This window comes from Bradyrhizobium sp. HKCCYLS1011, assembly GCF_051167795.1.
GTDB lineage: Bacteria > Pseudomonadota > Alphaproteobacteria > Rhizobiales > Xanthobacteraceae > Bradyrhizobium.
Map to the genome: position 1 here is coordinate 91,874 of NZ_JBNPTT010000012.1, position 21,005 is coordinate 112,878.

The 21,005-nt window shown below is 62.9% G+C and carries 15 protein-coding genes; 11 read left to right on the top strand and 4 right to left on the bottom strand.

Annotation, left to right across the window (positions count from 1 at the left end; all coding sequences use genetic code 11):
- Positions 1-168: 168 nt before the first annotated feature.
- From ACQR1W_RS33145 to ACQR1W_RS33160, 4 genes are all read left to right on the top strand, one after another.
- Positions 169-2,643, top strand: coding sequence for a putative bifunctional diguanylate cyclase/phosphodiesterase (locus ACQR1W_RS33145; RefSeq protein ID WP_434854695.1), 2,475 nt, complete (start codon positions 169-171; stop codon positions 2,641-2,643).
- Positions 2,644-3,298: 655 nt separating this feature from the next.
- Positions 3,299-3,640 carry a hypothetical protein gene (locus ACQR1W_RS33150; RefSeq protein WP_434854696.1) on the top strand — a complete coding sequence of 114 codons (342 nt, stop codon included), beginning with the start codon at positions 3,299-3,301 and terminating at the stop codon, positions 3,638-3,640.
- The gene (locus ACQR1W_RS33155; protein WP_434854697.1) at positions 3,615-6,107 is read left to right on the top strand and encodes a penicillin-binding protein 1A; all 2,493 of its coding nucleotides are present in this window, start codon (positions 3,615-3,617) and stop codon (positions 6,105-6,107) included. The genes ACQR1W_RS33150 and ACQR1W_RS33155 overlap by 26 nt, the downstream gene beginning before the upstream one ends.
- 98 nt (positions 6,108-6,205) lie before the next feature.
- Positions 6,206-7,375 (top strand): lactonase family protein, encoded by a 1,170-nt coding sequence (locus ACQR1W_RS33160; protein ID WP_434854698.1) that lies wholly within the window; start codon positions 6,206-6,208, stop codon positions 7,373-7,375.
- A gap of 209 nt (positions 7,376-7,584) precedes the next feature.
- On the opposite strand, the gene ACQR1W_RS33165 is transcribed toward ACQR1W_RS33160, so the two are convergent.
- Positions 7,585-8,472 carry a helix-turn-helix domain-containing protein gene (locus ACQR1W_RS33165; RefSeq protein WP_434854699.1) on the bottom strand — a complete coding sequence of 296 codons (888 nt, stop codon included), beginning with the start codon at positions 8,470-8,472 and terminating at the stop codon, positions 7,585-7,587.
- A 355-nt stretch (positions 8,473-8,827) separates the two neighbouring features.
- On the opposite strand from ACQR1W_RS33165, the gene ACQR1W_RS33170 reads away from it, so the two are divergent.
- Positions 8,828-10,468 (top strand): flavin-containing monooxygenase, encoded by a 1,641-nt coding sequence (locus ACQR1W_RS33170; protein WP_434854700.1) that lies wholly within the window; start codon positions 8,828-8,830, stop codon positions 10,466-10,468.
- 55 nt (positions 10,469-10,523) lie between these two features.
- The gene (locus ACQR1W_RS33175) at positions 10,524-11,717 is read left to right on the top strand and encodes a serine hydrolase domain-containing protein (protein ID WP_434854701.1); all 1,194 of its coding nucleotides are present in this window, start codon (positions 10,524-10,526) and stop codon (positions 11,715-11,717) included.
- Between the two features lie 323 nt (positions 11,718-12,040).
- On the opposite strand, the gene ACQR1W_RS33180 is transcribed toward ACQR1W_RS33175, so the two are convergent.
- Positions 12,041-12,523 carry a GNAT family N-acetyltransferase gene (locus tag ACQR1W_RS33180; protein ID WP_434854702.1) on the bottom strand — a complete coding sequence of 161 codons (483 nt, stop codon included), beginning with the start codon at positions 12,521-12,523 and terminating at the stop codon, positions 12,041-12,043.
- A 264-nt stretch (positions 12,524-12,787) separates the two neighbouring features.
- On the opposite strand from ACQR1W_RS33180, the gene ACQR1W_RS33185 reads away from it, so the two are divergent.
- Positions 12,788-13,669, top strand: a complete 882-nt coding sequence (locus tag ACQR1W_RS33185; protein WP_434854703.1) for an alpha/beta fold hydrolase — start codon at positions 12,788-12,790, stop codon at positions 13,667-13,669.
- A gap of 119 nt (positions 13,670-13,788) precedes the next feature.
- On the opposite strand, the gene ACQR1W_RS33190 is transcribed toward ACQR1W_RS33185, so the two are convergent.
- Complete coding sequence (locus tag ACQR1W_RS33190; RefSeq protein ID WP_008966976.1) at positions 13,789-14,352, bottom strand: nitroreductase family protein; 564 nt, start codon at positions 14,350-14,352, stop codon at positions 13,789-13,791.
- Between the two features lie 235 nt (positions 14,353-14,587).
- Between ACQR1W_RS33190 and ACQR1W_RS33195 the strand changes: the two genes are divergently transcribed.
- Positions 14,588-15,505: a hypothetical protein gene (locus tag ACQR1W_RS33195; protein ID WP_434854704.1), complete on the top strand. Its 918-nt coding sequence runs from the start codon at positions 14,588-14,590 to the stop codon at positions 15,503-15,505.
- Between the two features lie 4 nt (positions 15,506-15,509).
- Here the strand turns inward: ACQR1W_RS33195 and thrS are convergent, their stop codons facing one another.
- Positions 15,510-17,600 (bottom strand): threonine--tRNA ligase, encoded by a 2,091-nt coding sequence (gene thrS / locus ACQR1W_RS33200; protein ID WP_434854705.1) that lies wholly within the window; start codon positions 17,598-17,600, stop codon positions 15,510-15,512.
- Positions 17,601-17,821: 221 nt separating this feature from the next.
- Here thrS and ACQR1W_RS33205 point away from each other — a divergent pair, with 221 nt between their 5' ends.
- The 3 genes from ACQR1W_RS33205 to ACQR1W_RS33215 all read left to right on the top strand — a co-directional run bounded on the left by ACQR1W_RS33205 (position 17,822) and on the right by ACQR1W_RS33215 (position 20,894).
- The gene (locus ACQR1W_RS33205; protein WP_434854706.1) at positions 17,822-19,099 is read left to right on the top strand and encodes a hypothetical protein; all 1,278 of its coding nucleotides are present in this window, start codon (positions 17,822-17,824) and stop codon (positions 19,097-19,099) included.
- A 102-nt stretch (positions 19,100-19,201) separates the two neighbouring features.
- Positions 19,202-20,377 (top strand): MFS transporter, encoded by a 1,176-nt coding sequence (locus ACQR1W_RS33210; RefSeq protein ID WP_434854850.1) that lies wholly within the window; start codon positions 19,202-19,204, stop codon positions 20,375-20,377.
- Between the two features lie 154 nt (positions 20,378-20,531).
- A complete protein-coding gene (locus ACQR1W_RS33215; RefSeq protein ID WP_035980555.1) occupies positions 20,532-20,894 on the top strand; it encodes a hypothetical protein in 363 nt (120 codons plus the stop codon).
- The last annotated feature ends 111 nt before the right edge of the window (positions 20,895-21,005 follow it).

Sequence of the window (21,005 nt, forward strand, 5' to 3'; positions counted from 1 at the left end):
CCGCTCATCAGCTCGCGACGCGACCCGCGCAAATGCATGGTGCCCGCAAAGACGTGCGCCGCTCTGCGGCGGGCTTCCCGGGAGGAATTGCTTGCGAGGAAGGCTGTTCGGAAGCAGCGGCCCTGGCGCTGAGAAGCGCCTGCGCGTGCGGAATTGCGTGGGAATTGTATGAGTGCCGTCAAGAAGAAACCGTCCGCGAAAATCAATCACGATCTGTTCGAGGATATCCCTGTCCTCCAACGTAAGTGGCAGGCCGCGCTGAAGCCCGGCCAGGGGCTGCCGCGCTACGAAGATGTCATGCTCGGCAGTCTGGGACGCCTTGCCGATCACATCGCGGTCCTGAAGCGGGAGAACGGCGCGTTGGAAATTTCGCGCACCGGACGCTATGTGCAACAATGGCTGCAGGACGAGCGCTGGGACATCGCGGTCGAGATCGTATCGCCGGATTGCGCAACCGTGCTGCGCGAAGCCGCCAATTGCGCATTGTCGAAGCGGCATCCTTATCTTGCCACGTGCCATTGCGTGCGCGACGGCATGGTGCGCACCTACGACGTGCTGGCGTTGCCGACCAGCTCGCGCTGGGGCGGCATTCTGATCGGGACCTATGTGAACGAGCGGTCCGCCCAGTACAATCTGCTCGATGCGATCTTCTCGACGACCGAGGACGGCGTGGTCTCGCTGGCGACCATCCGCGATGTAGCCGGCGCGCCTTGCGACTTCCAGATCGTCCATCACAATCAATCGGCCGCCAGGCATCTCAAGCTGCCATCCTCGCGCCTGCAATGGAGCCGCCTCAACGATGGCGGCAACATCCTGTGCGCGGAAGACGTCATGATGCGTCTGTTCGACGTGGTCTCGCGCGGTGGGCATGACCAGTTCGAAGTCGACAGCGATGAGCGCAATCTGCGGCTGGGCGCCCATGCCTTTGGCGATATCGTCTCGCTGACCATTGCCGACGTGACGGCGCTGAAGCGCCGCGAAGCGTCGTTCCGCCTGCTGTTCGACGCCAATCCCGTGCCGATGTGCATCTTCGACAAGACGACCGCGGAAATCCTCAACGTCAACGACGCGGCTGTCCGGCATTACGGCTACAGCCGCGCGCAGTTTCTGCGCAGGACCATCTGGCAACTCTGGCCGCCCGGCGAATGGGAGAGCCTGGACCAGGCCTTGGAGGACCTCGCCGAGACCGATCATTTTCAGCGCGACTGGCGCCACCTCAAGGCCGATGGCAGTGAGATCGAGGTCTTGACCTACGGCCGGCGGGTCACCTTCGACGGCCATGACGGCTTTCTGGTCTCGATCGTCGACATCACCGAGCGCCGCAAGGCCGAAGCGCGCATCGCCTATATGGCGCACCATGACGGGCTGACCAGCCTGCCCAATCGCGAATTCTACCAGGAACGCCTCAAGCAGGCGCTGGAGCAGGGCGCCGCCGGCAACAAGCGCGTCGCGATCATGTGCATCGACCTCGATTTGTTCAAGAACGTCAATGATTCGCTCGGCCACCCCATTGGCGATCGCCTGTTGCAGGCGGTCGCCAACAGGCTCAAGGAGCAGGCGCGCGGTGGCAATCTGGCGGCGCGGCTCGGTGGCGACGAGTTTGCGGTGATCTTGAACGACGCCGGAACGTCCAGCCAAATCAGCGAGTTTGCCGCTGATCTGATCGAGGTCCTCAGCGCGCCCTACGAGATCGAGGACCAGGAGCTCGTGATCGGCGCCTCGATCGGGATCGCGGTGTCGCCGTATGACGGCTCGAGCAGCGAGCAGCTGATGAAGAACGCCGACATGGCGCTGTACCGCGCCAAGCAGGATGGCGGCCGCGTGCACCGCTTCTTCGAAACGGATATGGATCGCCAGGCGCAAAAGCGCCGCGACCTCGAGCACGATCTGCGCCATGCGTTTGCCCATGGCGAATTCGAGCTGCACTATCAGCCGTTGGTGGACGTCGCATCCAACCGCATCAGCTGCTTCGAGTCGCTGTTGCGCTGGCGGCATCGCGAGAAAGGCATGATCTCGCCCGCCGATTTTGTTCCTGTCGCCGAGGATATCGGGCTGATCGTGCCGCTCGGGGAATGGGTGCTGCGCGAGGCCTGCAGCATCGCGGCCCAATGGCCTGACGGAATCAAGGTTGCAGTCAATCTCTCCGCGGTGCAGTTCCGCAGCCGCAACCTGGTCCAGGTCGTGATGTCGGCGCTGGCGCAGTCCGGGCTCGCACCGACCCGGCTCGAGCTCGAGATCACCGAATCGATCTTCCTGGCGGAGACCGAGGCCAATCTCGCGACCTTGCACCAGCTCCGGCAGCTTGGCGTCAGCATCTCGATGGACGATTTCGGCACCGGCTATTCCAGCCTCAGCTATCTCCGCAGCTTCCCGTTCGACAAGATCAAGATCGACCGCTCCTTCGTGAAGGATCTCGCGCAGCGTTCGGACTGCGTCGCGATCGTGCGGGCGATCTCCGGGCTCGGCCGCAGCCTGAACATCACGACGACGGCCGAGGGCGTCGAAACCGTCGATCAGCTCGACTGGCTGCGGGCGGAGGGTTGCAACCAGGTGCAGGGCTTTCTGTTCAGCGCGGCCAAGCCGGCGTCCGAAGTCGAAGAGCTTCTGGTCCGCTTCGGGGCGCGCGCCTCGAAGGCGGCGTGAGGCGGGCTGTTCCTGCGGATTGCGGGTCACGTTCGGTTTCCCCATCCAGGCATCGAACCGCCACTATTATTCTCGCCGTCGTCGCCCGCGAAGGCGAAGGCGGGCGATCCAGTATTCCACCGGCACCCATGATGACTCGAAATGCCGCGGCGTACTGGATGCCCTGCCTTCGCGGGGCATGACGGCGTAAATGACGACATGTAGTTCAATTCAGGCACACCTCTACCGTCTCGCGGCACGTCGTGCCCGAGTGATGCGACCAGCATGTCCCTTTCGGAAATCGAGAGGGCGCAGGGAAGGCCGGGAGCTTGCCGCCCCCATGGCCCGCCTGCATCAAAGAAAGCAGGCGGCAGTCACCACAGGTTCGGCCAAGACATCCCGACCTTCCCTGCGCGATAGTTTACGGCTTATACGCGCTCTCCTTGGGGACCGGCTTGATTGCCCCCACTGCGCGATGTGAAACATCGTCGCGAGCGACAACGCGCGAGCGCGTTGCGCAGGACGCCAGCACCGGGGCGCCAGGACCACACGATTTCGCCGTCCGTGCGGGCTCGCGCTCGTCCAGCGCAGCCTTCACGTCCACCGCATCCCACCTCCACGTATCGTGACGACGCGTACGTCCCTCTTCGACGAGGCGGGATGACGAATGCCTAGCATGATTTCTGAAAAAACGAAAGATAATTTTTGGCTGAGCGAGCAGCAGCGAGGCGTTCCCGTTGAAATCGTTCCCGAACTTCGTGTTTCGGCACGATGGTCTCTTGCTCATTCGTCTATCGTTGGCGTGGCCCGCAACTCCTTGCGCAAAGGCACGCAACAACATCGGCAGTCGCAGATTTGCCGCAAGGTCCGTATCTGGTATCTTAGTCCCGTCGGAATATCGGACTCCCCGCGCTGGTCGCTCACCCAGAAAACCCCGAATCAGAATCCTGAGAAGCGCTGCAGAATCAGCGCAGTGGTAGGAATATCGGCCGATGCGCTTGCTGATGCGCCTTTTTAGTTTCTTTTTCGCGGCAGGCACTGTCGTATTCCTGATCGTCGCAGCGGGGGTAGCCGGCCTGTTCTGGCACTTCTCGAAGGACCTGCCGGATTATTCGCAACTCCAGAATTACGAGCCGGCGGTGATGACCCGCGTGCACGCGGCCGACGGATCGCTTGTTGGCGAATATGCCCGGGAGCGCCGGCTTTATCTGCCGATCCAGGCCGTGCCAAAGCTCGTGATCAACGCGTTCCTCGCAGCCGAAGACAAGAATTTTTACGAACATGGCGGCATCGACTTTTCCGGCATGGCACGCGCAGCGCTGGCCTATGCGCAGCATTTCGGCTCGGACCGGCGTCCGCAGGGCGCGTCCACCATCACGCAGCAGGTCGCGAAGAACTTCCTCCTGACGAACGAGGTGTCGTTCACCCGCAAGATCAAGGAAGCGCTGGTTGCGATGCGCATCGAGCGCGCTTATTCCAAGGACAAGATCCTGGAGCTCTATCTGAACGAGATCTATCTGGGTTCGGGCGCCTATGGCGTCGCCGCCGCCGCATTGGTCTATTTCGACAAGTCAGTCAACGAGCTCACGGTCGCCGAGGCGTCTTATCTGGCTGCGCTGCCCAAGATGCCCGGCAGCCTGCATCCGATCCGCAATCATGATCGCGCGATCGAGCGGCGCAACTACGTGGTCGACCGGCTGTTTGAAAATGGCTGGATCAACAAGGCCGATGCCGACGTGGCGCGCAGGGAGCCGATCACGATCAGCACTCACGCCGGGAGCGCACACACCTTCGCGGGTGAGTTTTTTGCCGAGGAAGCACGACGCGATCTGGTTGAGCGCTACGGCGAGAAAAAGCTTTATGAGGGTGGGCTGTCGGTGCACACCACGCTCGATCCGAAGATCCAGGTCATGGCGCGCAAGACCATGGTGGCGGGCCTGGTGCGCTACGACGAGGACCAAGGCTATCGCGGACCGGTCAGCAAGCTCGATCTATCCGGTGACTGGGGCGTGAAGCTCGCCGAGATCAAATCGCTTTCGGACATCTCGCCGTGGCGGCTGGCGGTGGTGCTGGAGATAAGCGATCAGTCCGCGCGGATCGGTTTCCAGCCGGGCCGCGAGCTCGGCGGCGTGCTCAGCAAGGAGCGGCAGACCGGGCTGATCTCGCTCGAGGGTGTCAAATGGGCCCGGGCGCCTTCAGGAGCTGGGCGCGGCCGGACGCCGAGCTCGGTCGCGCAGGTGCTGCAGCCTGGCGACGTGATCTATGTTGATCCGCTCTACAAAGAGGGCCGTCCGGTCGAAGGCCAGTACCGGCTGGAGCAGTTGCCTGAAGTCTCCGGCGCCATGGTGGTCATGGAGCCCAACACCGGACGCGTGGTGGCGATGGTGGGCGGCTTCTCTTTCGATCAAAGTCAGTTCAACCGTGCCACGCAGGCCTATCGGCAGCCAGGTTCGACCTTCAAGCCGATCGTCTATTCTGCCGCGCTCGACAACGGATACACGCCATCCAGCACGATGGTCGATGCTCCCATTGAAGTCGACCAGGGTGAAGGAGGCGGTGTCTGGCGTCCTGACGACTTCTCGAACGGCAAATATCTCGGGCCGACCACGCTTCGCAACGCGTTGCGGCTGTCGCTGAACACGGTAACGGTGCGCCTGGCGCAGGACATCGGCATGCCCCTGATTTCCGAATACGCCAAGCGGTTCGGCATCTATGACGAGGTTCCGAACTATCTGTCCTACTCGCTCGGCACCGGCGAGACCACTGTGATGCGAATGGTCACCGCCTATTCGATGATCGCAAATGGCGGCCGCCGTGTTAAGCCGACTCTGATCGATCGCATCCAGGATCGCTACGGTCACACCATATTCAGGCACGACGCCCGCGAATGCCGCGGTTGCGAGGCACTTGAGGGGTGGCACAATCAGGCCGAGCCGCAGCTCGTCGATCGTCGCGAGCAGGTGCTGGACACCATGACGGCCTATCAGATCACCGAGCTGATGGAAGGTGTCGTCCAGGGAGGCACTGCCATTGCCCTCAAGGAGGTCGGCAAGCCGATTGCCGGAAAGACCGGAACGACCAACGAAGCCAAGGATGTCTGGTTCGTCGGTTTCTCGCCGGATCTCGTCGTCGGTCTGTATGTCGGCTACGACAAGCCACGCAGTCTTGGCAGAACAGCGCAGGCCGCGCGTATCACGGCGCCGATTGCTCGCGACTTCATGAAGCTTGCGCTGATCGACAAGCCGGCGACACCATTCAAAATCCCCGCCGGCATCAAGCTGGTCCGCGTCGATGCCAAGACCGGCATGCGCGCCGTCCCAGGCCAGGCCAATGGCGCAATCCTCGAACCCTTCAAACCCGGCACAGCGCCGCCGGACAGCTTCTCGACAATGAGCGAAGCCGATCCCGACCGCGTACTTGTTCCACAGGGCACTGCGTTGGACACCGGCGCGGTCATGCGGCCGGGGACCGGCGGCCTTTACTAACGCGCGGCCACAGCGAAGCGCTGGCGGATAGCTGCTCCCCAGCGTAGTCTACCGAGATCGGCCCTGGAGAGGCCGAGTGTTCAATGGAGGATGCCCAAATGCCGGCTCGCCGTGCCGTGGGACTGTTATCTGCAGCTGCGATCCTGCTCAGCGCCAATCTGAGCGCCGGGCAGGCCAAGCCACTCATGATCGTCGGCCTAGACGAAAAATTGCTGTGGGACGACAGCGGGAAGCCGATCCTGTTCCCGCCGGGCAAGGATCAGGTCCTGATCGTCGATCTCGCAGACCCTGAAAGCCCGAAGATCGTCGCGTCCCTGCCGCTCAAGAACTCCGTGGTCGGGCCGCCGGTGAACGTGGCGATCGATCCGAGCGGGACAACCGCGCTGGTGGCTGATTCCGTCGATGTCGTGAAAGACGGTGACGCGCTCAAGCAGGTGCCTGACAACAAGATCTATGTGCTCGATCTCGCGGCCAGCCCATCCAAGCTTGCGGCTACGCTGACCGGCGGTAAGCAGCCTTCCGGCCTGAGTTTCAGTCCAGACGGCAAGATGGCGCTGGTTGCCAATCGCGGTGACAATTCGATCAGTGTGCTTTCGGTCAATGGCACCGACGTCAAGATTGTCGACACGGTAGCCATGCCGGACAGCGTCTCGCATGTGGCGTTCACGCCGGACGGCAAGCGCGCGCTTGCCGCTCGCTTCCCTGCTCACAAGATCTCGATCCTGGATGTCGCCGGTGACAAGGTGTCCTACAGCAAGATCGATCTTCCGGCCGGGCAATGGCCTTACAATGTCGCGGTCGCGCCGAGTGGGAAGATTGCGCTCACCTCCGACAACGGCAATGCCGGCGCCTCGGACGGGAGCGTCGACACCACAAGCGTCATCGATCTCGAAGCCAATCCGCCGCGCATCATCGATCGCGTGGTCGTCGGTGACGGACCGGAAGGGCTCGCCATCAGTCCGACCGGGGATATTGCCGCATCTGTTATCCTCCGCGGCTCCAACCAAAAGAACGCCTACTTCTATGAAAAGAACGGAAGCATCACGGTTCTGAAAATCGACGGCAAGACCGTGAGCAAGACCCAGGATGTCGAGGTCGGTGGATTGCCCGAGGCTGCGGCGTTCACGCCCGACGGCAAATATCTCCTGGTCGGCAACTACCTGACCCAGGATTTTTCGATCCTGAAGGTCGAGGGCGGCAAGGTCGTGGACACCGGCAAGCGCTTTCAGGTGCCGGGGCACCCGGCGTCGGCCAGGATGGGGCCGTAGCGCGCGTCACAAAATCCAGTGTGGCGCGTCTGATATTCGCTTGAGCATATCTGCGCGCAATCACAGGCGAGTGTCAGTCGCAAGGCCACACTGGATGTTGGATCATGTCAGCATCGTTCGGTTCCGATGTTCGCAAGTCAGCGCGCTGCCCGTCAGGCGTTGCTCGACCAATCTCTCGCGCTCCAAGTCAACTAGGGCGAGGTACTTCGCTAGCCGGTGCACTGCTTTCGGAATTCGGCGGGCGTCATGTTCATGAAGCGGCGGAAGATCCGGTTGAGATGGCTCTGATCGGCAAATCCACTCAGAAGTGCGATCTCCTTCAGCGGGAGCCGGTCCTGGCGCAAGTGCTGACATGCGCGCGCGACCTTCCGGCCGAGCACGTAGGTATGCGGCCGCATTCCGTAATGGACATGGAATTTGCGCGCGAACTGCACCTGCGTGCAGTTGCAAATGTTGGCCAGTTCCTCGAGCGTGATATTCCTGGAAATATTCTGCTCGACATAGTCTTCGATCAGTCGTGCATGCGTCGGTCGGAAGCGTCCCTGCGAACAGGGCATTTTGAACTCGACCGAGGCGTATTTTCGTAGGATGTGCACGCTGGCTTGGAGCGCCAGCGCATCATAGCAGAGTCGGCCGCCCGGGCCTCCTTCGGCAACCTCCTGCACCATTCGCTCGCTGATCCAGGACAGGACCGAATCTTCGATGCGCAGCAGATCGTGGAGCTCGATCGATACGGCATCGCGGTCGAAGGCCTCGCTTGCGGTTCTCACCATCCAGGCCGGGGAGATGTACAAGTGGCTCACCTCAATATCGTGGCTCCAGCGCCAGTTCGACGCTTCCGCGCGGGTGAGCAGCGTCGTCGCGCCGCGTCCCACCTGATCCTGCTTCCAGGCGCCTGTCACACGACGGTTCATCGAGGTCGTGCCGACGCGATAGGAGACGATCAGGAAGTTCTCGGACGGTGGTACCCAGATGTCTGATGGTGCATAGCGGAAGACGCGTAGCCGAAGCTCCGGCTTTCCGACCGCCATACTATCGAGCATCAACTCGCCGGGAGCGTAATGTGGCAGCTCCTCGACCGTAATAAGTTGGCCCATGGCGTCAGCGTCCCTCCCGCAGTCCTGGGCGCGGTTGACCGCTCCTGCTTCTCATTGGCCTGATGGCGTCGGGCAGTATACGCCGGCTTTGGCTGCCGCCAAGCGAGATCGAGCAGCGCCGCTCTCGCTCGCCAGGTCGAGCTCCGTTCAAAGGATTGTTGGTTTCGTTCAAGCCTGAGCCGACCGCACTTCCTAGGCTCCTCCATCCCGAACGGTGGGGGAAGGTCGAACGACCAGCCGGACGCCCAACGCAATCCGGTCCACTCCGGGAACGACAACGCCGAGCTACCACGTCCTGCGACGAACCGGACGGGAAGGCGGCGCGCACTGAAAAAAACGCCTCAGGAGGAAGCAAATGACAGAAGCCGTGACCAAATCCAATGGGCACAACGGTACACATGTGACGGCAAAGCTCGATGCCGTCGTCGTCGGAGCCGGGGTCGCCGGGCTCTATCAGCTCTATCGTCTGCGCGAGCAAGGTTTGACGGTCAGAGCCTTCGATGCTGCGTCAGGCGTCGGCGGCACGTGGTACTGGAACCGCTATCCCGGCGCGAGATTCGATTCAGAAAGCTACATCTACCAATATCTGTTTTCGGAAGAGCTCTACAAAGGATGGAGCTGGAGCGAAAGATTCCCGGGCCAGCCGGAGATTGAGCGTTGGCTCAACTACGTGGCCGATCGCCTGGATCTGCGCAAGGACATCCAGTTCGGCACCGCTATCGTGAGCGCCCACTTCGATGATGCAACGCAGCGGTGGCGGGTGACCACCGATCAGGGCGACGTCGTCGATACCCAATTCATCATCACCTGTTGTGGCATGCTCTCCGCGCCTCACGTGTCGTTTCCCGGGCAGGACACCTTCGGTGGCCAGGTGTTTCACACGGCGCGGTGGCCGGCACAGCCGGTCGACTTCGCGGGCAAGCGCGTCGGCATTGTCGGCAATGGCGCAACCGGCATCCAGGTCATTCAGACGATCGCGAGCGAAGTCGGCCACCTCAAGGTGTTCATGCGCACGCCGCAATACATCATCCCGATGAAGAATCCAAAATACGGCGCGGCCGATGCGGAAGCCTACAAATCGAAGTTCAAGCACTTCGTGGAGCGCTTGCCACACACCTTCACCGGGTTCGAGTACGATTTCGAGCACGCCTGGGCGGCGCTGACGGCCGAGAGGCGCCGTGAGGTACTCGAGGATTGCTGGAGCGACGGCTCCCTGAAGCTGTGGATCTCGTCCTTTGCCGAGCTGTTCTTCGACGATGCGGTCAATGGCGAGATCTCCGAATTCGTGCGCGAGAAGATGCGCAAGCGGCTGAAGGATCCGAAGCTGTGCGATCTGTTGATCCCGCAAGACTATGGCTTCGGAACGCATCGGGTGCCGCTGGAGCAGAACTTTCTCGAGGCATTCCACCGTCCGAACGTTGAGATCGTCGAAGTCAAGAACAATCCGATCGAGTGTGTCACGCGTGAGGGGATCCAACTGGCCGATGGGACGGTCCACGAACTCGACATGATCATCCTCGCGACCGGCTTCGACGCCGGGTCCGGCGCCGTGATGCGGATCGACGTCAGGGGGCGCGGCGGGCGCTCGCTGAAGGACGAGTGGAGCAGGGACATCCGCACCACGATGGGACTGCAGATCCACGGCTACCCCAATCTGTTTACGACCGCCGTGCCGCTGGCGCCGTCGGCAGCGCTGTGCAACATGACAACCTGCCTTCAGCAGCAGGTCGAATGGATCGACGATTGCATCAGATATGTTCGCGCGAACAGTCTCGCTGTGGTCGAGCCGACCAAGGAGACGCAAGATGCCTGGGTCGCCCATCACGACGAGGTTGCGAATGCGACGCTGATCGCGAAGACGAATTCCTGGTACCTAGGCTCGAATGTCAAAGGCAAGCCTCGCCGCGTGCTGTCCTATTGCGGCGGCGTCGGCGCCTACCGCCAGAAATGCGATGAGGTCGCAGCGAGCGGCTACCAGGGTTTTGCCATGCGCTGAACCATCGCGACAGAGCCCAATCAAAGCACAACATAATAAGCATCGGAGGAAGCACATGAGCATCAATTTCAGAGCGGCGGCAGACGCCGTTCTCAATGAGGTCGTGACATCCACGCCGCGGGTTCCTGGTGTCGTCGCCATGGTGACGGATCGGAATCGCAACATCTATGAAGGTGCGGCCGGGCAACGTCGTCTGGACCAGCCGGCCAAGATGTCAACGGACAGCATCTTCGCGATCTTCTCCACGACCAAGGCCATCACCGCGACGGCCGTGTTGCAGCTCGTTGAAGAGGGCAAGCTCGATCTGGATGCACCTGCCAGGCGCTACGCGCCTGAGATCGGCAAGCTCGAGGTCATCGAGGGCTTCGACAGCAAGGGCGAGCCCATTCTGCGCCCGCCGAGCCGGGACCTCACCACGCGCATGTTGATGACCCATACCGCGGGTCTAAGCTACGACTTCATCAATCAGACCTACAACAGGCTCGCGGAGCAAAAGGGACAGCCCAGCGTCATCACGGCGACCAAGGCCTGCCTCATGACCCCGCTGCTGTTCGATCCGGGTGAGCGGTGGGAGTATGGCACCAATCTCGACTGGTGCGGGCAGATCGTCGAGGCCATCACCGGCCGCCGGCTGGGCGAAGTGTTCAAGACCCGCATCTTCGAACCGCTCGGGATCAAGGACATGACGTTCGAGTTGAACGATGCGATGCGCGCCAGATTGGCCGGCATCCACGCGCGCAACGCCGACGGCTCGCTGACGCCGATGGATTTTGAGCTGCCGGCCAAGCCTGAGGTGCATATGGGCGGTCATGGCCTCTACGGCACGGTCGGCGACTACATGCGCTTCATCCGCATGTGGCTCAATGACGGAGCTGGCGAACATGGCCGCGTGCTGAAGGTCGAGACTGTGCGCATGGCGGAACAGAACCATCTGGGCGACAAGAAGGTGACCGCGATTATGGGTGTCATCACGTCGCTCTGCAACGATGCGGAGTTCTTCCCAGGCCAATCCAAGTCGTGGGCGCTGAGCTTCATGATCAACGACGAAGAAGCTCCGACGGGGCGCCCTGCTGGAGCGCTTGGTTGGGCCGGTCTTGCCAACCTGTTCTATTGGATAGATCGGCGGAACGGCTTTGGCGGATTCTGGGCAACCCAGATCCTACCGTTCGGTGATCCCACGTCGTTCATCGGCTACATGAACTTCGAGACGGCATTTTACCAGAGCCTCAGGCACCGTATGGTCGGCTAATGAGGATCATTCGCCCGACTGGTCATCAACAGTTGGGTTCGCATTGCGAATCCAACTGACATCTGCCGGGCCGCCGGCGTCGGCCAGGGGCCGTGGCGCGCGTCGCTAAATCCAGAGCAGAGAAGGCCCGCTTCATCCGGGGTCTTCATCTATCGCGTGCTCGCCCCGGCGCAGGTGCAGAGCCGTCGACTGGCTTGTACCGCGGCAGCGTCCGGCGCGAAACAGGAGCTTGCAGAGCCAAGCGAGCGGCAGCGCCGATCCGAGGCCGAGCTGGAATATCAGAGGAGCCATCGGATGACGATAGACCAAACCGGTGCCGTACGTCAGGGCGCCCCGGTAGGAATGATATACAGGAGGTGAGGCAACACGGTTTCCGGCGAGAAGTAGAATGGTCCTTCGCCGATCCTGGTGGCTCCCATCCGCCGATAAAACCCCTCAGCGGAGGGTTCGGCGTAGATCATCAGGGCTCCGGCCTTCATGCCTCTTGTGCGAGCGACGGCCGCCCCGAAGAGAACTCGCCCGATCCCGCATTTCCATCGCGTCGGATCGACGAATAGGCCATGGAGCAGTGCAATTCCTTGAAGTGCGGTCGGAGTCACCCAAACGACACCTCCGGCTTCGCCAGAGTGGCTTTCTGCCACTTGAACATAATTGCCGCTGATCATTGGTACGGTGATCGTAAGCGCGGGCATTATACGGTCGATGAACGCTTCGTCGTGTCCCGCGTGCATTGTCGCACGTACACAGAGGCGCGTTAGCTCACGTTGTTCCTCCGGCTTGGCATCTCGAATCTTATAGATGTCCATTGCACTACCCACGATTCTTCGGTCGCAACCCGAACTAGATGGGGATCGTGGGATGACTGGCAATGGGCCGATGAGCGTAGTGATATCCGACATCGCGTCCCCGCATGTCGCTCCGCTCACAACTTGCTCACGATCCGGCCGCTCAATAGGGGGCGTGTATCTTTGGGTTGCTTATTGTAGATCGATCTATAATCGCGCTACAGCTGGCCGGATCACAAATGATAGGGGGCGCCGGTGCGCGCAAGATGCCTTGCAATTCTTCTCATGCTGCTGGCTCCTGCAGCCCGCGCCGAGGTCGAAGCGTTCCCTTCCAGCTTCAAGACCAGAACGATCGCTGCGAACGGAGCGCAGATCCATGTTCGGGTCGGCGGTCAGGGACCCGCCGTCATCCTGATCCATGGCTTCGGCGACACCGGCGACATGTGGGCCAAGCTTGGCGCAGAGCTGGCGCGCGATCACACCGTGGTCGTGCCGGACCTGCGGGGCATGGGCCTCTCGGACAAGCCCGACAGCGGCTACGACAAATGGACCCAGGCGGCTGACATGCGGGCCGTCTTGCAGGCGCTCGGCATCGACAAGGCTTTCGTGGTCGGACACGATATCGGAACCATGGTGGCCTATGCCTACGCGGCGCGGTATCGCGATTTGACGGAGAAGCTCGTCGTCATGGATGCTCCAGTGCCCGGCGTGCCGCCGTGGGACGAGATCGTGCGCAGCCCGCAGCTTTGGCACTTTGATTTCGGCGGCCCCGATATGGAACGGCTAGTCAAGGGCCGCGAGCGCATCTACCTCGACCGTTTCTGGAATGAGTTCGCGGGCACGCCTTCGAAGGTCGGGGAGGCGACACGCAGGCATTATGCCGAACTCTATGCGCGACCGGGCGCCATGCATGCCGCGTTCGCGCAGTTCAGGTCGATCCGCACCGACGCAGACGACAACAAGAAGGCGATCGCGACAAAGCTGACCATTCCGGTGCTTGCCATCGGAGGTCAGAAATCCTTCGGCGCGATGGAAGCGGTTGTGATGCGCAACGCCGCCACGGATGTCACCGAAGTGGTCATCCCCGACGCCGGACATTGGCTGATGGAAGAGCAGCCGGAGGCGACCATCAAGGCGATACGCCATTTTCTTGATGGCGAGAAATAGCAGGACGCGGGAGCGGGGGCGCACCATCGTGCTGAAGCGGCCGCGGCGCCCTCTGAAGGGGCGTCGCGCTGCCCGCCTTCGGATCTCGCGGCAGGACCTCAGGTTCTCATAGGCCGCCGCTAAAACCGCGTCACGATCTCTGACAGCACCGGGCGCGGGCGATCCTCGCTCGGCTTGGTCGGGGTGCCGATATGGATCATGCCGGCGAGCTTCTCCTCAGGTTTCAGCCCGAGGCGATCGAGCACGTCGCGATCGAAGCAGAACCAGCCGGTGAGCCAGGCCGCGCCGTAGCCGAGCGCGGTGGCCGCCGTGACGATGTTCATCGCGCTCGCGCCCGCCGACAGCTCCTGCTCGAACGGCGGCACCTTCGGATGTGGCTTGGTGATGCTGACCAGGCCGATCACCAGCGGCGCATCGGTCAATCGCTTCTTCTCTGCTTCGATGTCGGCCTCAGTGGCTTGCGGGTTCTTGCCGGCAAACACCTGGGCGATGATCTCGCCGGCGCGCTGGCGCGCATCGCCCTCGAAGATGATGAAGCGCCAGGGGGCGAGCTTGCCGTGATCGGGCACGCGGGCGCCGATGGTCAGGATGGTCTCGAGCTCGGCGGGCGAGGGGCCGGGGCCGGTCATCTCGCGTGGCTTGACCGAGCGGCGGGTTTTCAGGAGTTCAATGGTGTCGGGCACTATAGGTTCTCGGTAGCTGATGGATGGCCCTTAGATAACATGCGGATCGGCCCGCAACGAGGGCGCGCCCAGGCCGTTTTGATCGGTTCTACAGGCACCGGTTCTACGGCAAAGGCTCAGCCCGCCTGCGGCGATCTGCCCGGACATGACTGGCGGTGACGATTGTCCGGGTTCGGGCGGATCGGTAAAAGGGCTCAGCTGATTTTGGCGCGAGGCCGAACAGATTGGCGTGCGCATGACCGAACCGGTGCTGACACCGTCACCTGATGCGATCGCCCGGTTGCGCGGCCATTCCGGCTTTCCGGCGGCGATGCGCGCCTCTGCGCACAGTTCGGTGGCGCTGTATCGCAGCGGCCGCGTCCTCAATGCGCTGCTCAGCGACCGTGCCCGCGCGCTGTTTTCATATTTCGCCCTCTATCTGCATTTCGACGGCGAGCGCGATGGAGAGCCTGGGCTGACCGCAGGCGCGATGAAGGAGATGTGCGTCAGGCTCGGTCTGTGCAGCCGTGGCCGTTGCGAGGCGATGCTGGGCCTGATGCGCGCGGTCGGTTTTCTGGCGGCCGCGCCGAACACGGATCGGCGTCGCCGTCCTCTCGTTCCCACCGAGAAGCTGATGATGCTGCACCGGGAGCGCTGGGGTGGCCAATTCGACGCCATGAGTCGGGTGATCCCCGCCGCGGTCGCTTATCGGGCCGCGCTCAACGACCCGGCCTTTCTCAAGACATTCGTGCTCGAACTCGGCCGCCGATTCATCGCGGGCGTGCGCGTCCTCGACAATGCGCCTGATCTTGCGATGTTCGCCGAGCGCAATGCCGGAATGATGATCCTGTTCAGCCTGGCGCTGTCCGGGTCTGCAGACGAGGGGTTTCCTCCGGCCGAACCGGTGCCGCTCTCGATCAACGGACTTGCAACGCGGTTTTCGGTGTCCCGCAAACACGTGCTGACCGTGCTGCGCGATGCGGAAGCGCAGGGACTGCTCCTGCGCGGGGGCCGAGCCAATGACGAGATCACCATCCTGCCCCGCGGGCGGGAGGCGCTGGGAGGCATGCTGGCGAGCATGTTCGTCTACCTTTCCGGCTGCGCGGAGGTGGCGCTGCAACAAGCCCGGCAGGCGGCTGCGGATCGTGCCGCAGCCGCCACGCGGATGGCTTGATCGGTCAGGCCGCGTCGCGCTGGCGGCGCCGCACGTCCGGCGGCGTCGCTTCGTCGACCAGCGCGGCGATCGCCTCCGCCGTCGGCATCACTTTCTGGCCGTCGCTGCCGAGCCGGCGCACCGAGACCGAATGTGTCTCGGCCTCCTTTTTGCCGACAACGAGAAGGGCAGGGATCTTCTGCAGCGAGTGCTCGCGGACCTTGTAGTTGATCTTCTCGTTGCGCAGGTCGATCTCGGCCCGCAGGCCGGCGCGCCGCGCCGCCGCCAGCACCTGCTTGGCGTATTCGTCGCCTTCCGAGGTGATGGTGGTGACCACGACCTGGGTCGGCGCCAGCCACAGCGGGAAGCTGCCGGCATAGTGCTCGATCAGGATGCCGATGAAGCGCTCCATCGAGCCGCAGATCGCCCGGTGCACCATGACCGGTGGCTTCTTGGCGCCGTCGGCATCGATGTAGAACGCACCGAACCGCTCCGGCAGGTTGAAGTCCACCTGCGTGGTGCCGCATTGCCAGTCGCGGCCGATGGCGTCGCGCAGCACATATTCGAACTTCGGCCCGTAGAACGCACCTTCGCCCGGGTTGATCTCGGTCTTGATGTTGTTGCGCTGGGTCTTGATCTCCTGCAGCACCGTGGCCATCACGCGCTCGGCGTGATCCCACATCTCGTCGGTGCCGACGCGCTTGTCCGGCCGGGTCGAGAGCTTCACGGTCAGCTCGCCCTCGAAGCCGAAATCGGCGTAGGTTGACAGGATCAGGTCGTTGATCTTCAGGCACTCGTCGGCCAACTGCTCCTCGGTGCAGAAGATGTGGGCGTCGTCCTGGGTGAAGCCGCGCACGCGCATCAGGCCGTGCATCGCGCCCGAGGCCTCGTAGCGATGGACCACGCCGAACTCCGCGAGCCGCAGCGGCAGGTCGCGATAGCTCTTCAGGCCGTGCTTGAAGATCTGCACATGGCCGGGACAGTTCATCGGCTTCAGGGCAAACCAGCGCTTGTCCTCGGCCTCGTCGCCCGCCGACTGGGCCGCGAACATGTTCTCGCGATACCAGTTCCAGTGGCCTGAGGTTTCCCACAGCGACTTGTCGAGAATCTGCGGCGCGTTGACCTCGCTGTAGTCGCCGGCGAGCCGCCGGCGCATATAGGCGATCAGCGCCTGGAAGATGCTCCAGCCCTTCGGATGCCAGAACACCACGCCCGGGCCTTCCTCCTGGAAGTGGAACAGGTCGAGCTCGCGGCCGAGCTTGCGATGGTCGCGCTTCTCGGCTTCCTCGATCTGCTTCAGGTAGGCGTCGAGCTGCTCCTGCTTGGCGAAGGCGGTGCCGTAGATGCGGGTCAGCATCGGATTGTTGGAATCGCCGCGCCAATAGGCGCCCGCCACCTTCATCAGCTTGAAGGCGTTCCCGATCTTGCCGGTCGAGGTCATGTGCGGGCCGCGGCAGAGGTCGAACCACTCGCCCTGGAAATAGATCTTGATCGGCTCGCTGCCGGGAATGGCGTCGACCAGCTCGACCTTGAACGCCTCGCCCTTGTCGCGGAACACCTGCTTGGTCTTCTCGCGATCCCACACCTCCTTGGTGAAGGGTTTGTCGCGGCCGATGATCTCGCGCATCTTCTTCTCGATCGCGGCGAAATCCTCCGGGGTGAACGGCTCGTTGCGGAAGAAGTCGTAGTAGAAGCCGTTCTCGATCACCGGGCCGATGGTGACCTGGGTGCCTGGCCACAGCGACTGCACCGCTTCGGCGAGCACATGCGCGCAGTCATGCCGGATCAATTCCAGCGCGCGCGGATCGTCGCGGTCGACCAGCTCGAGCCGGGCATCCTGTCCGATCGGATCGTTGAGGTCGGCCAGCGTGCCGTCGAGCGCCATCGCCACGGTGCGCTTGGCGAGCGAGGGCGAGATGCCCTTGGCGATCTCGAACCCGGTGGTATTCTTCGGATAATCGCGCTTGGCGCCGTCCGGAAAGGTGATGATGATCTTCTGCACCGGTTCGGCCGGCTTCAGATTGCTGAGGCTATATTGAAAACCGGATTCGGATTTGGGCTGATCGGACTTCAACGAGTCGGACTTGGAGGGGTCGAGCTTGGACTGGTCAGGCATGGTGTTCTCCGTAAGCTCACTCCTGCGAACGAGCGCAGGTAAGCGGAACAAGCGATATAGCAGGGGAATCGGAGGCTGCAACCGGGCTCGCGACGGAAACCGGGCAGTTCCTGCCGGGATCAACCTGCCAGCCTTGCGGCGAGGGTGCGGTGTGATACAACCGAAACATTTGGGGCTTGCGCTGTTTTCCGATGTTTGTGCTCTGTAATCGTGCGGATCGGATGATCCGGCGCCTCATCCTGCTCGCGGCGCTCGCTTTGGCATGCGCGCCTGCAGGTGCCGCGCCGGCCCAGCGCTTTGCCGACCATACGCCGCCGATCGCGTTCTACGTGGTCAAGGGACCGCCCGGTGTCTGCGGCGAAGGTTGTGACAGCTGGATCGCGGCAGAGGGAAAGATCGACAGCCTCGCCGCAGCCCGCTTTCGCAAATTCGTCAAGCAGGTCGGTGATCGCCGGCTGCCGATCTATTTCAACTCGCCCGGCGGCAATCTCGAGCAGGGGCTCGCGATCGGCAACATCCTGCGGGAAACGAAGGCCATTGCGCGAGTGGGGCGCACCGTGGTCCGCGAATGCGGCTTCGAGGCCCAGGATGGCGAGGCCTGCGTCAAGCTCAAGCAGTCCGGCCGCGAGCTGACGGGAGAGCTTTGGACCAGAGGCGCGATGTGCAACTCCGCGTGCCCCTATCTGATCCTGGGCGCGCCGACGCGCGAGATCGCGCCGGATACGCTGCTGGCCGTGCACTCGCCGCGGGTGATCCTGAATTTCAGCAGCGGCGCGCCGCCGGCCGAGGTGCGGATGCAGGCGCTGCAACAGGCGAATGCGCGGGCTGACCGTCTGGTGCTGGACTATCTGAAGCGGATGGGCGTCGACCCGGGCCTGCTCAGCGTGTCGCGCTCGGTGCGGTTCGAGGATCTGCATGTCCTCAGCCGCGAGGAGATCGCCAAATTCGGCGTCGACCGGCGCGAGCAAATAGAGACGCCCTGGACATTCGAGTACGCCAGCCGCGGCTTCGTCTATAAGACGGTGATGACGCGCAAGCCGGGCGAGACCTCGTTCCGTACCACGCGATTTCAGCTGGTCTGCTTCGATGCCGACCGCTTCGAGCTGGACTTCCAGCGGCCCACACCGGCAGCATCCGGATCCACCTCGGTGGCCATCACCAACGGAACCAACCGGCTCAGCTTCCTGTATCCGCCGCGCAAGGGGCACGACGCGAAGGGACGTGACGCTAAGGGGCTTGGCGACAAGGACCCTGGCGAGGAGACGTGGGGCATGGGCGTGACCGGACCACGGCTCCGCGCGCTCGCATCCAGCACCGGTCCCGAACTGAACGAGGGTGAGCTGCGTGCCGGCAGCTGGCAATTCGCGTCCTCCCGGCTTTCCACCGAGGGTCTGCAGGCGGCGCTGCAGCGGCTGCTTCCCGGCTGCCCGCAGCCCAAGCGCACCTCAGTGACCTCGTCATCGGCCGAGCGCGACCAGGTGGCCGGCGCGGCGAGGTGAGCTGCGCGTTGAGCCCGCATTATCCGCTGCGGTGAGCAGATGTCATGCTCAACATGATAATGTTTCATGCAGATGCATGAAGGTTTCTGGTATCAAGCCATTATGACCGATCATTCCAAATCCCCTCGCTTTGCTCCCACGGCCTTGATGCTCGGCAATCTCGTCACCGGCTGCTCCGTCCTGGCGCCTGCCGGGGTGTTGCCGGAGCTCGCCGCAGAGCTCGACGTCAGCATTCGAACGACGGGCCTTTTGATCACCTTCGGCGCGGTGATCCTGTGCATCTGTTCGCCACTGACCGCCTGGCTCACCAGCCGCATTGACCGCCGCCGGCTGCTTGCGGTCACGCTCGCGGTGTTCGCGCTTGGCAATCTGGCCTCGAGCGTCGCGCCCGGCTATGCGAGCCTGTTGGTGATCCGCCTTGGGATGCTCGCGGTCGGCGCGCTCTATACGCCACAGGCCGCGGGCACTGCGGCGCTGATTGTGCCGGCCGAGCGGCGCGGGAGCTCGATCGCCTATGTCTTTCTCGGCTGGTCGCTGGCCGCGGCCGTCGGGCTGCCGCTGATCACCTTCGTCGGCAGCCATTTGGGTTGGCGGATGGCCTATCTGCTGGTCGGCCTTGTCGGTGTCGTGAGCTGCCTGCTGGCGGTGTGGCGGTTGCCGAACGGGCTGCGGGGCGCGCCCGTCGAATTGAAGACCTGGGTCGAACTCGGCCGCAACCGGACGGTGGTGGTGCTGCTGCTGATCACGACGCTGCAGATGTCCGGGCAGTTCGTCGTCTTCACCTTCATGGGTCCGCTGTTGCAAACCTTGACCGGCGCGGATGCGAACCAGGTCGGGCTGGTGTTCGCGCTGTATGGTGTGGCGGGCTTTGTTGGAGTCATCATCGCCAGCCGCATCGTCGATTCGTGGGGGGCGTTCCGGACCTCGCTGCTGTTCACCAGCCTGATCCTGACCGGCATTGTGGGCTGGACCGTGGGAGCTGGAACCTATCCCATGATGGCGACGGCGGTTGTGGTCTGGGGGCTTGGCTTCGCCTCGGCCAACTCGATGCAGCAGGTCCGCCTGGTGAGCGCCGCGCCGCCGCTCGCATCGGCGTCCGTGTCGTTGAACACCTCGGTGCTTTATATCGGCCAGGCGATCGGTTCAGCCATTGGCGGGGCGCTGTTTGCGCAGAACCTGTTTGGTAGCACCGGCTATGTTGCCACGGCCTTCGTCGCCATGGCCGTCCTGGCCATTCTGTCCAGCAGGCCGCGGGTACCGGTCGCCGCATTAGCCTGATTCAGCCAAGAGTCGCTTGGCAAATGCCGCAAGACCGGCTTAAAGCCGCTTCACGTGGGATGCGGGGCTCTGGATGATTTCGCCATAACCGGCGGCTAGTCAGACCGAGGCCCGGCGCCCCCCCCCCCGCGGGTTCATATGAAAGCGATATGACATGAAGCGAATGACTTTGAGCCTGGCCGTGGCGCTCATTTCGACGGCCGCTCTTGCCCAGGCCAGCCCGCCGATGGTCGGCGGCCATCCGTTGGTCCAGGTCAAGCCCCATACCGCAGCTGCAGCAAAGCCGCAGTCGATGGCCGCGCGCCTTCAGGCGTGTCTGGAGATCGATGACGGCACCAAGGAACGGCTGAACTGCTATGACGGGGTGATCCCGCCCGCGCCGAAGCCGAAGGCGATGAAGGCCAAGTCGGTGAGCGATTGCAAGTTCACGAAGGAAGAGGACGAGCGGCTGGCCTGTTTCAACGGTTTCGTCGATAAGCAGCCGAAGCCCGACGCCAAGCCCGATTCCAAGACCTGATCCAGGAGGCGCGAGGCGATGAGGTCAGCTCGCCGTCGCGCCCCCTGGTTTTTGATCGAGCAAGACTCCTACGGAAAGCCGCGTCAGCATTTTCGGATCATGCTCGAGACA

Excerpts from the sequence above, each read along its gene's own strand:
- ACQR1W_RS33145 (WP_434854695.1), top strand. The coding sequence starts at position 169 with ATGAGTGCCGTCAAGAAGAAACCGTCCGCGAAAATCAATCACGATCTG.
- ACQR1W_RS33150 (WP_434854696.1), top strand. The coding sequence starts at position 3,299 with ATGATTTCTGAAAAAACGAAAGATAATTTTTGGCTGAGCGAGCAGCAG.
- ACQR1W_RS33155 (WP_434854697.1), top strand. The coding sequence starts at position 3,615 with ATGCGCTTGCTGATGCGCCTTTTTAGTTTCTTTTTCGCGGCAGGCACT.
- ACQR1W_RS33160 (WP_434854698.1), top strand. The coding sequence starts at position 6,206 with ATGCCGGCTCGCCGTGCCGTGGGACTGTTATCTGCAGCTGCGATCCTG.
- ACQR1W_RS33165 (WP_434854699.1), bottom strand. The coding sequence starts at position 8,472 with ATGGGCCAACTTATTACGGTCGAGGAGCTGCCACATTACGCTCCCGGC.
- ACQR1W_RS33170 (WP_434854700.1), top strand. The coding sequence starts at position 8,828 with ATGACAGAAGCCGTGACCAAATCCAATGGGCACAACGGTACACATGTG.
- ACQR1W_RS33175 (WP_434854701.1), top strand. The coding sequence starts at position 10,524 with ATGAGCATCAATTTCAGAGCGGCGGCAGACGCCGTTCTCAATGAGGTC.
- ACQR1W_RS33180 (WP_434854702.1), bottom strand. The coding sequence starts at position 12,523 with ATGGACATCTATAAGATTCGAGATGCCAAGCCGGAGGAACAACGTGAG.
- ACQR1W_RS33185 (WP_434854703.1), top strand. The coding sequence starts at position 12,788 with ATGCTGCTGGCTCCTGCAGCCCGCGCCGAGGTCGAAGCGTTCCCTTCC.
- ACQR1W_RS33195 (WP_434854704.1), top strand. The coding sequence starts at position 14,588 with ATGACCGAACCGGTGCTGACACCGTCACCTGATGCGATCGCCCGGTTG.
- thrS (WP_434854705.1), bottom strand. The coding sequence starts at position 17,600 with ATGCCTGACCAGTCCAAGCTCGACCCCTCCAAGTCCGACTCGTTGAAG.
- ACQR1W_RS33205 (WP_434854706.1), top strand. The coding sequence starts at position 17,822 with ATGATCCGGCGCCTCATCCTGCTCGCGGCGCTCGCTTTGGCATGCGCG.
- ACQR1W_RS33210 (WP_434854850.1), top strand. The coding sequence starts at position 19,202 with ATGACCGATCATTCCAAATCCCCTCGCTTTGCTCCCACGGCCTTGATG.
- ACQR1W_RS33215 (WP_035980555.1), top strand. The coding sequence starts at position 20,532 with ATGAAGCGAATGACTTTGAGCCTGGCCGTGGCGCTCATTTCGACGGCC.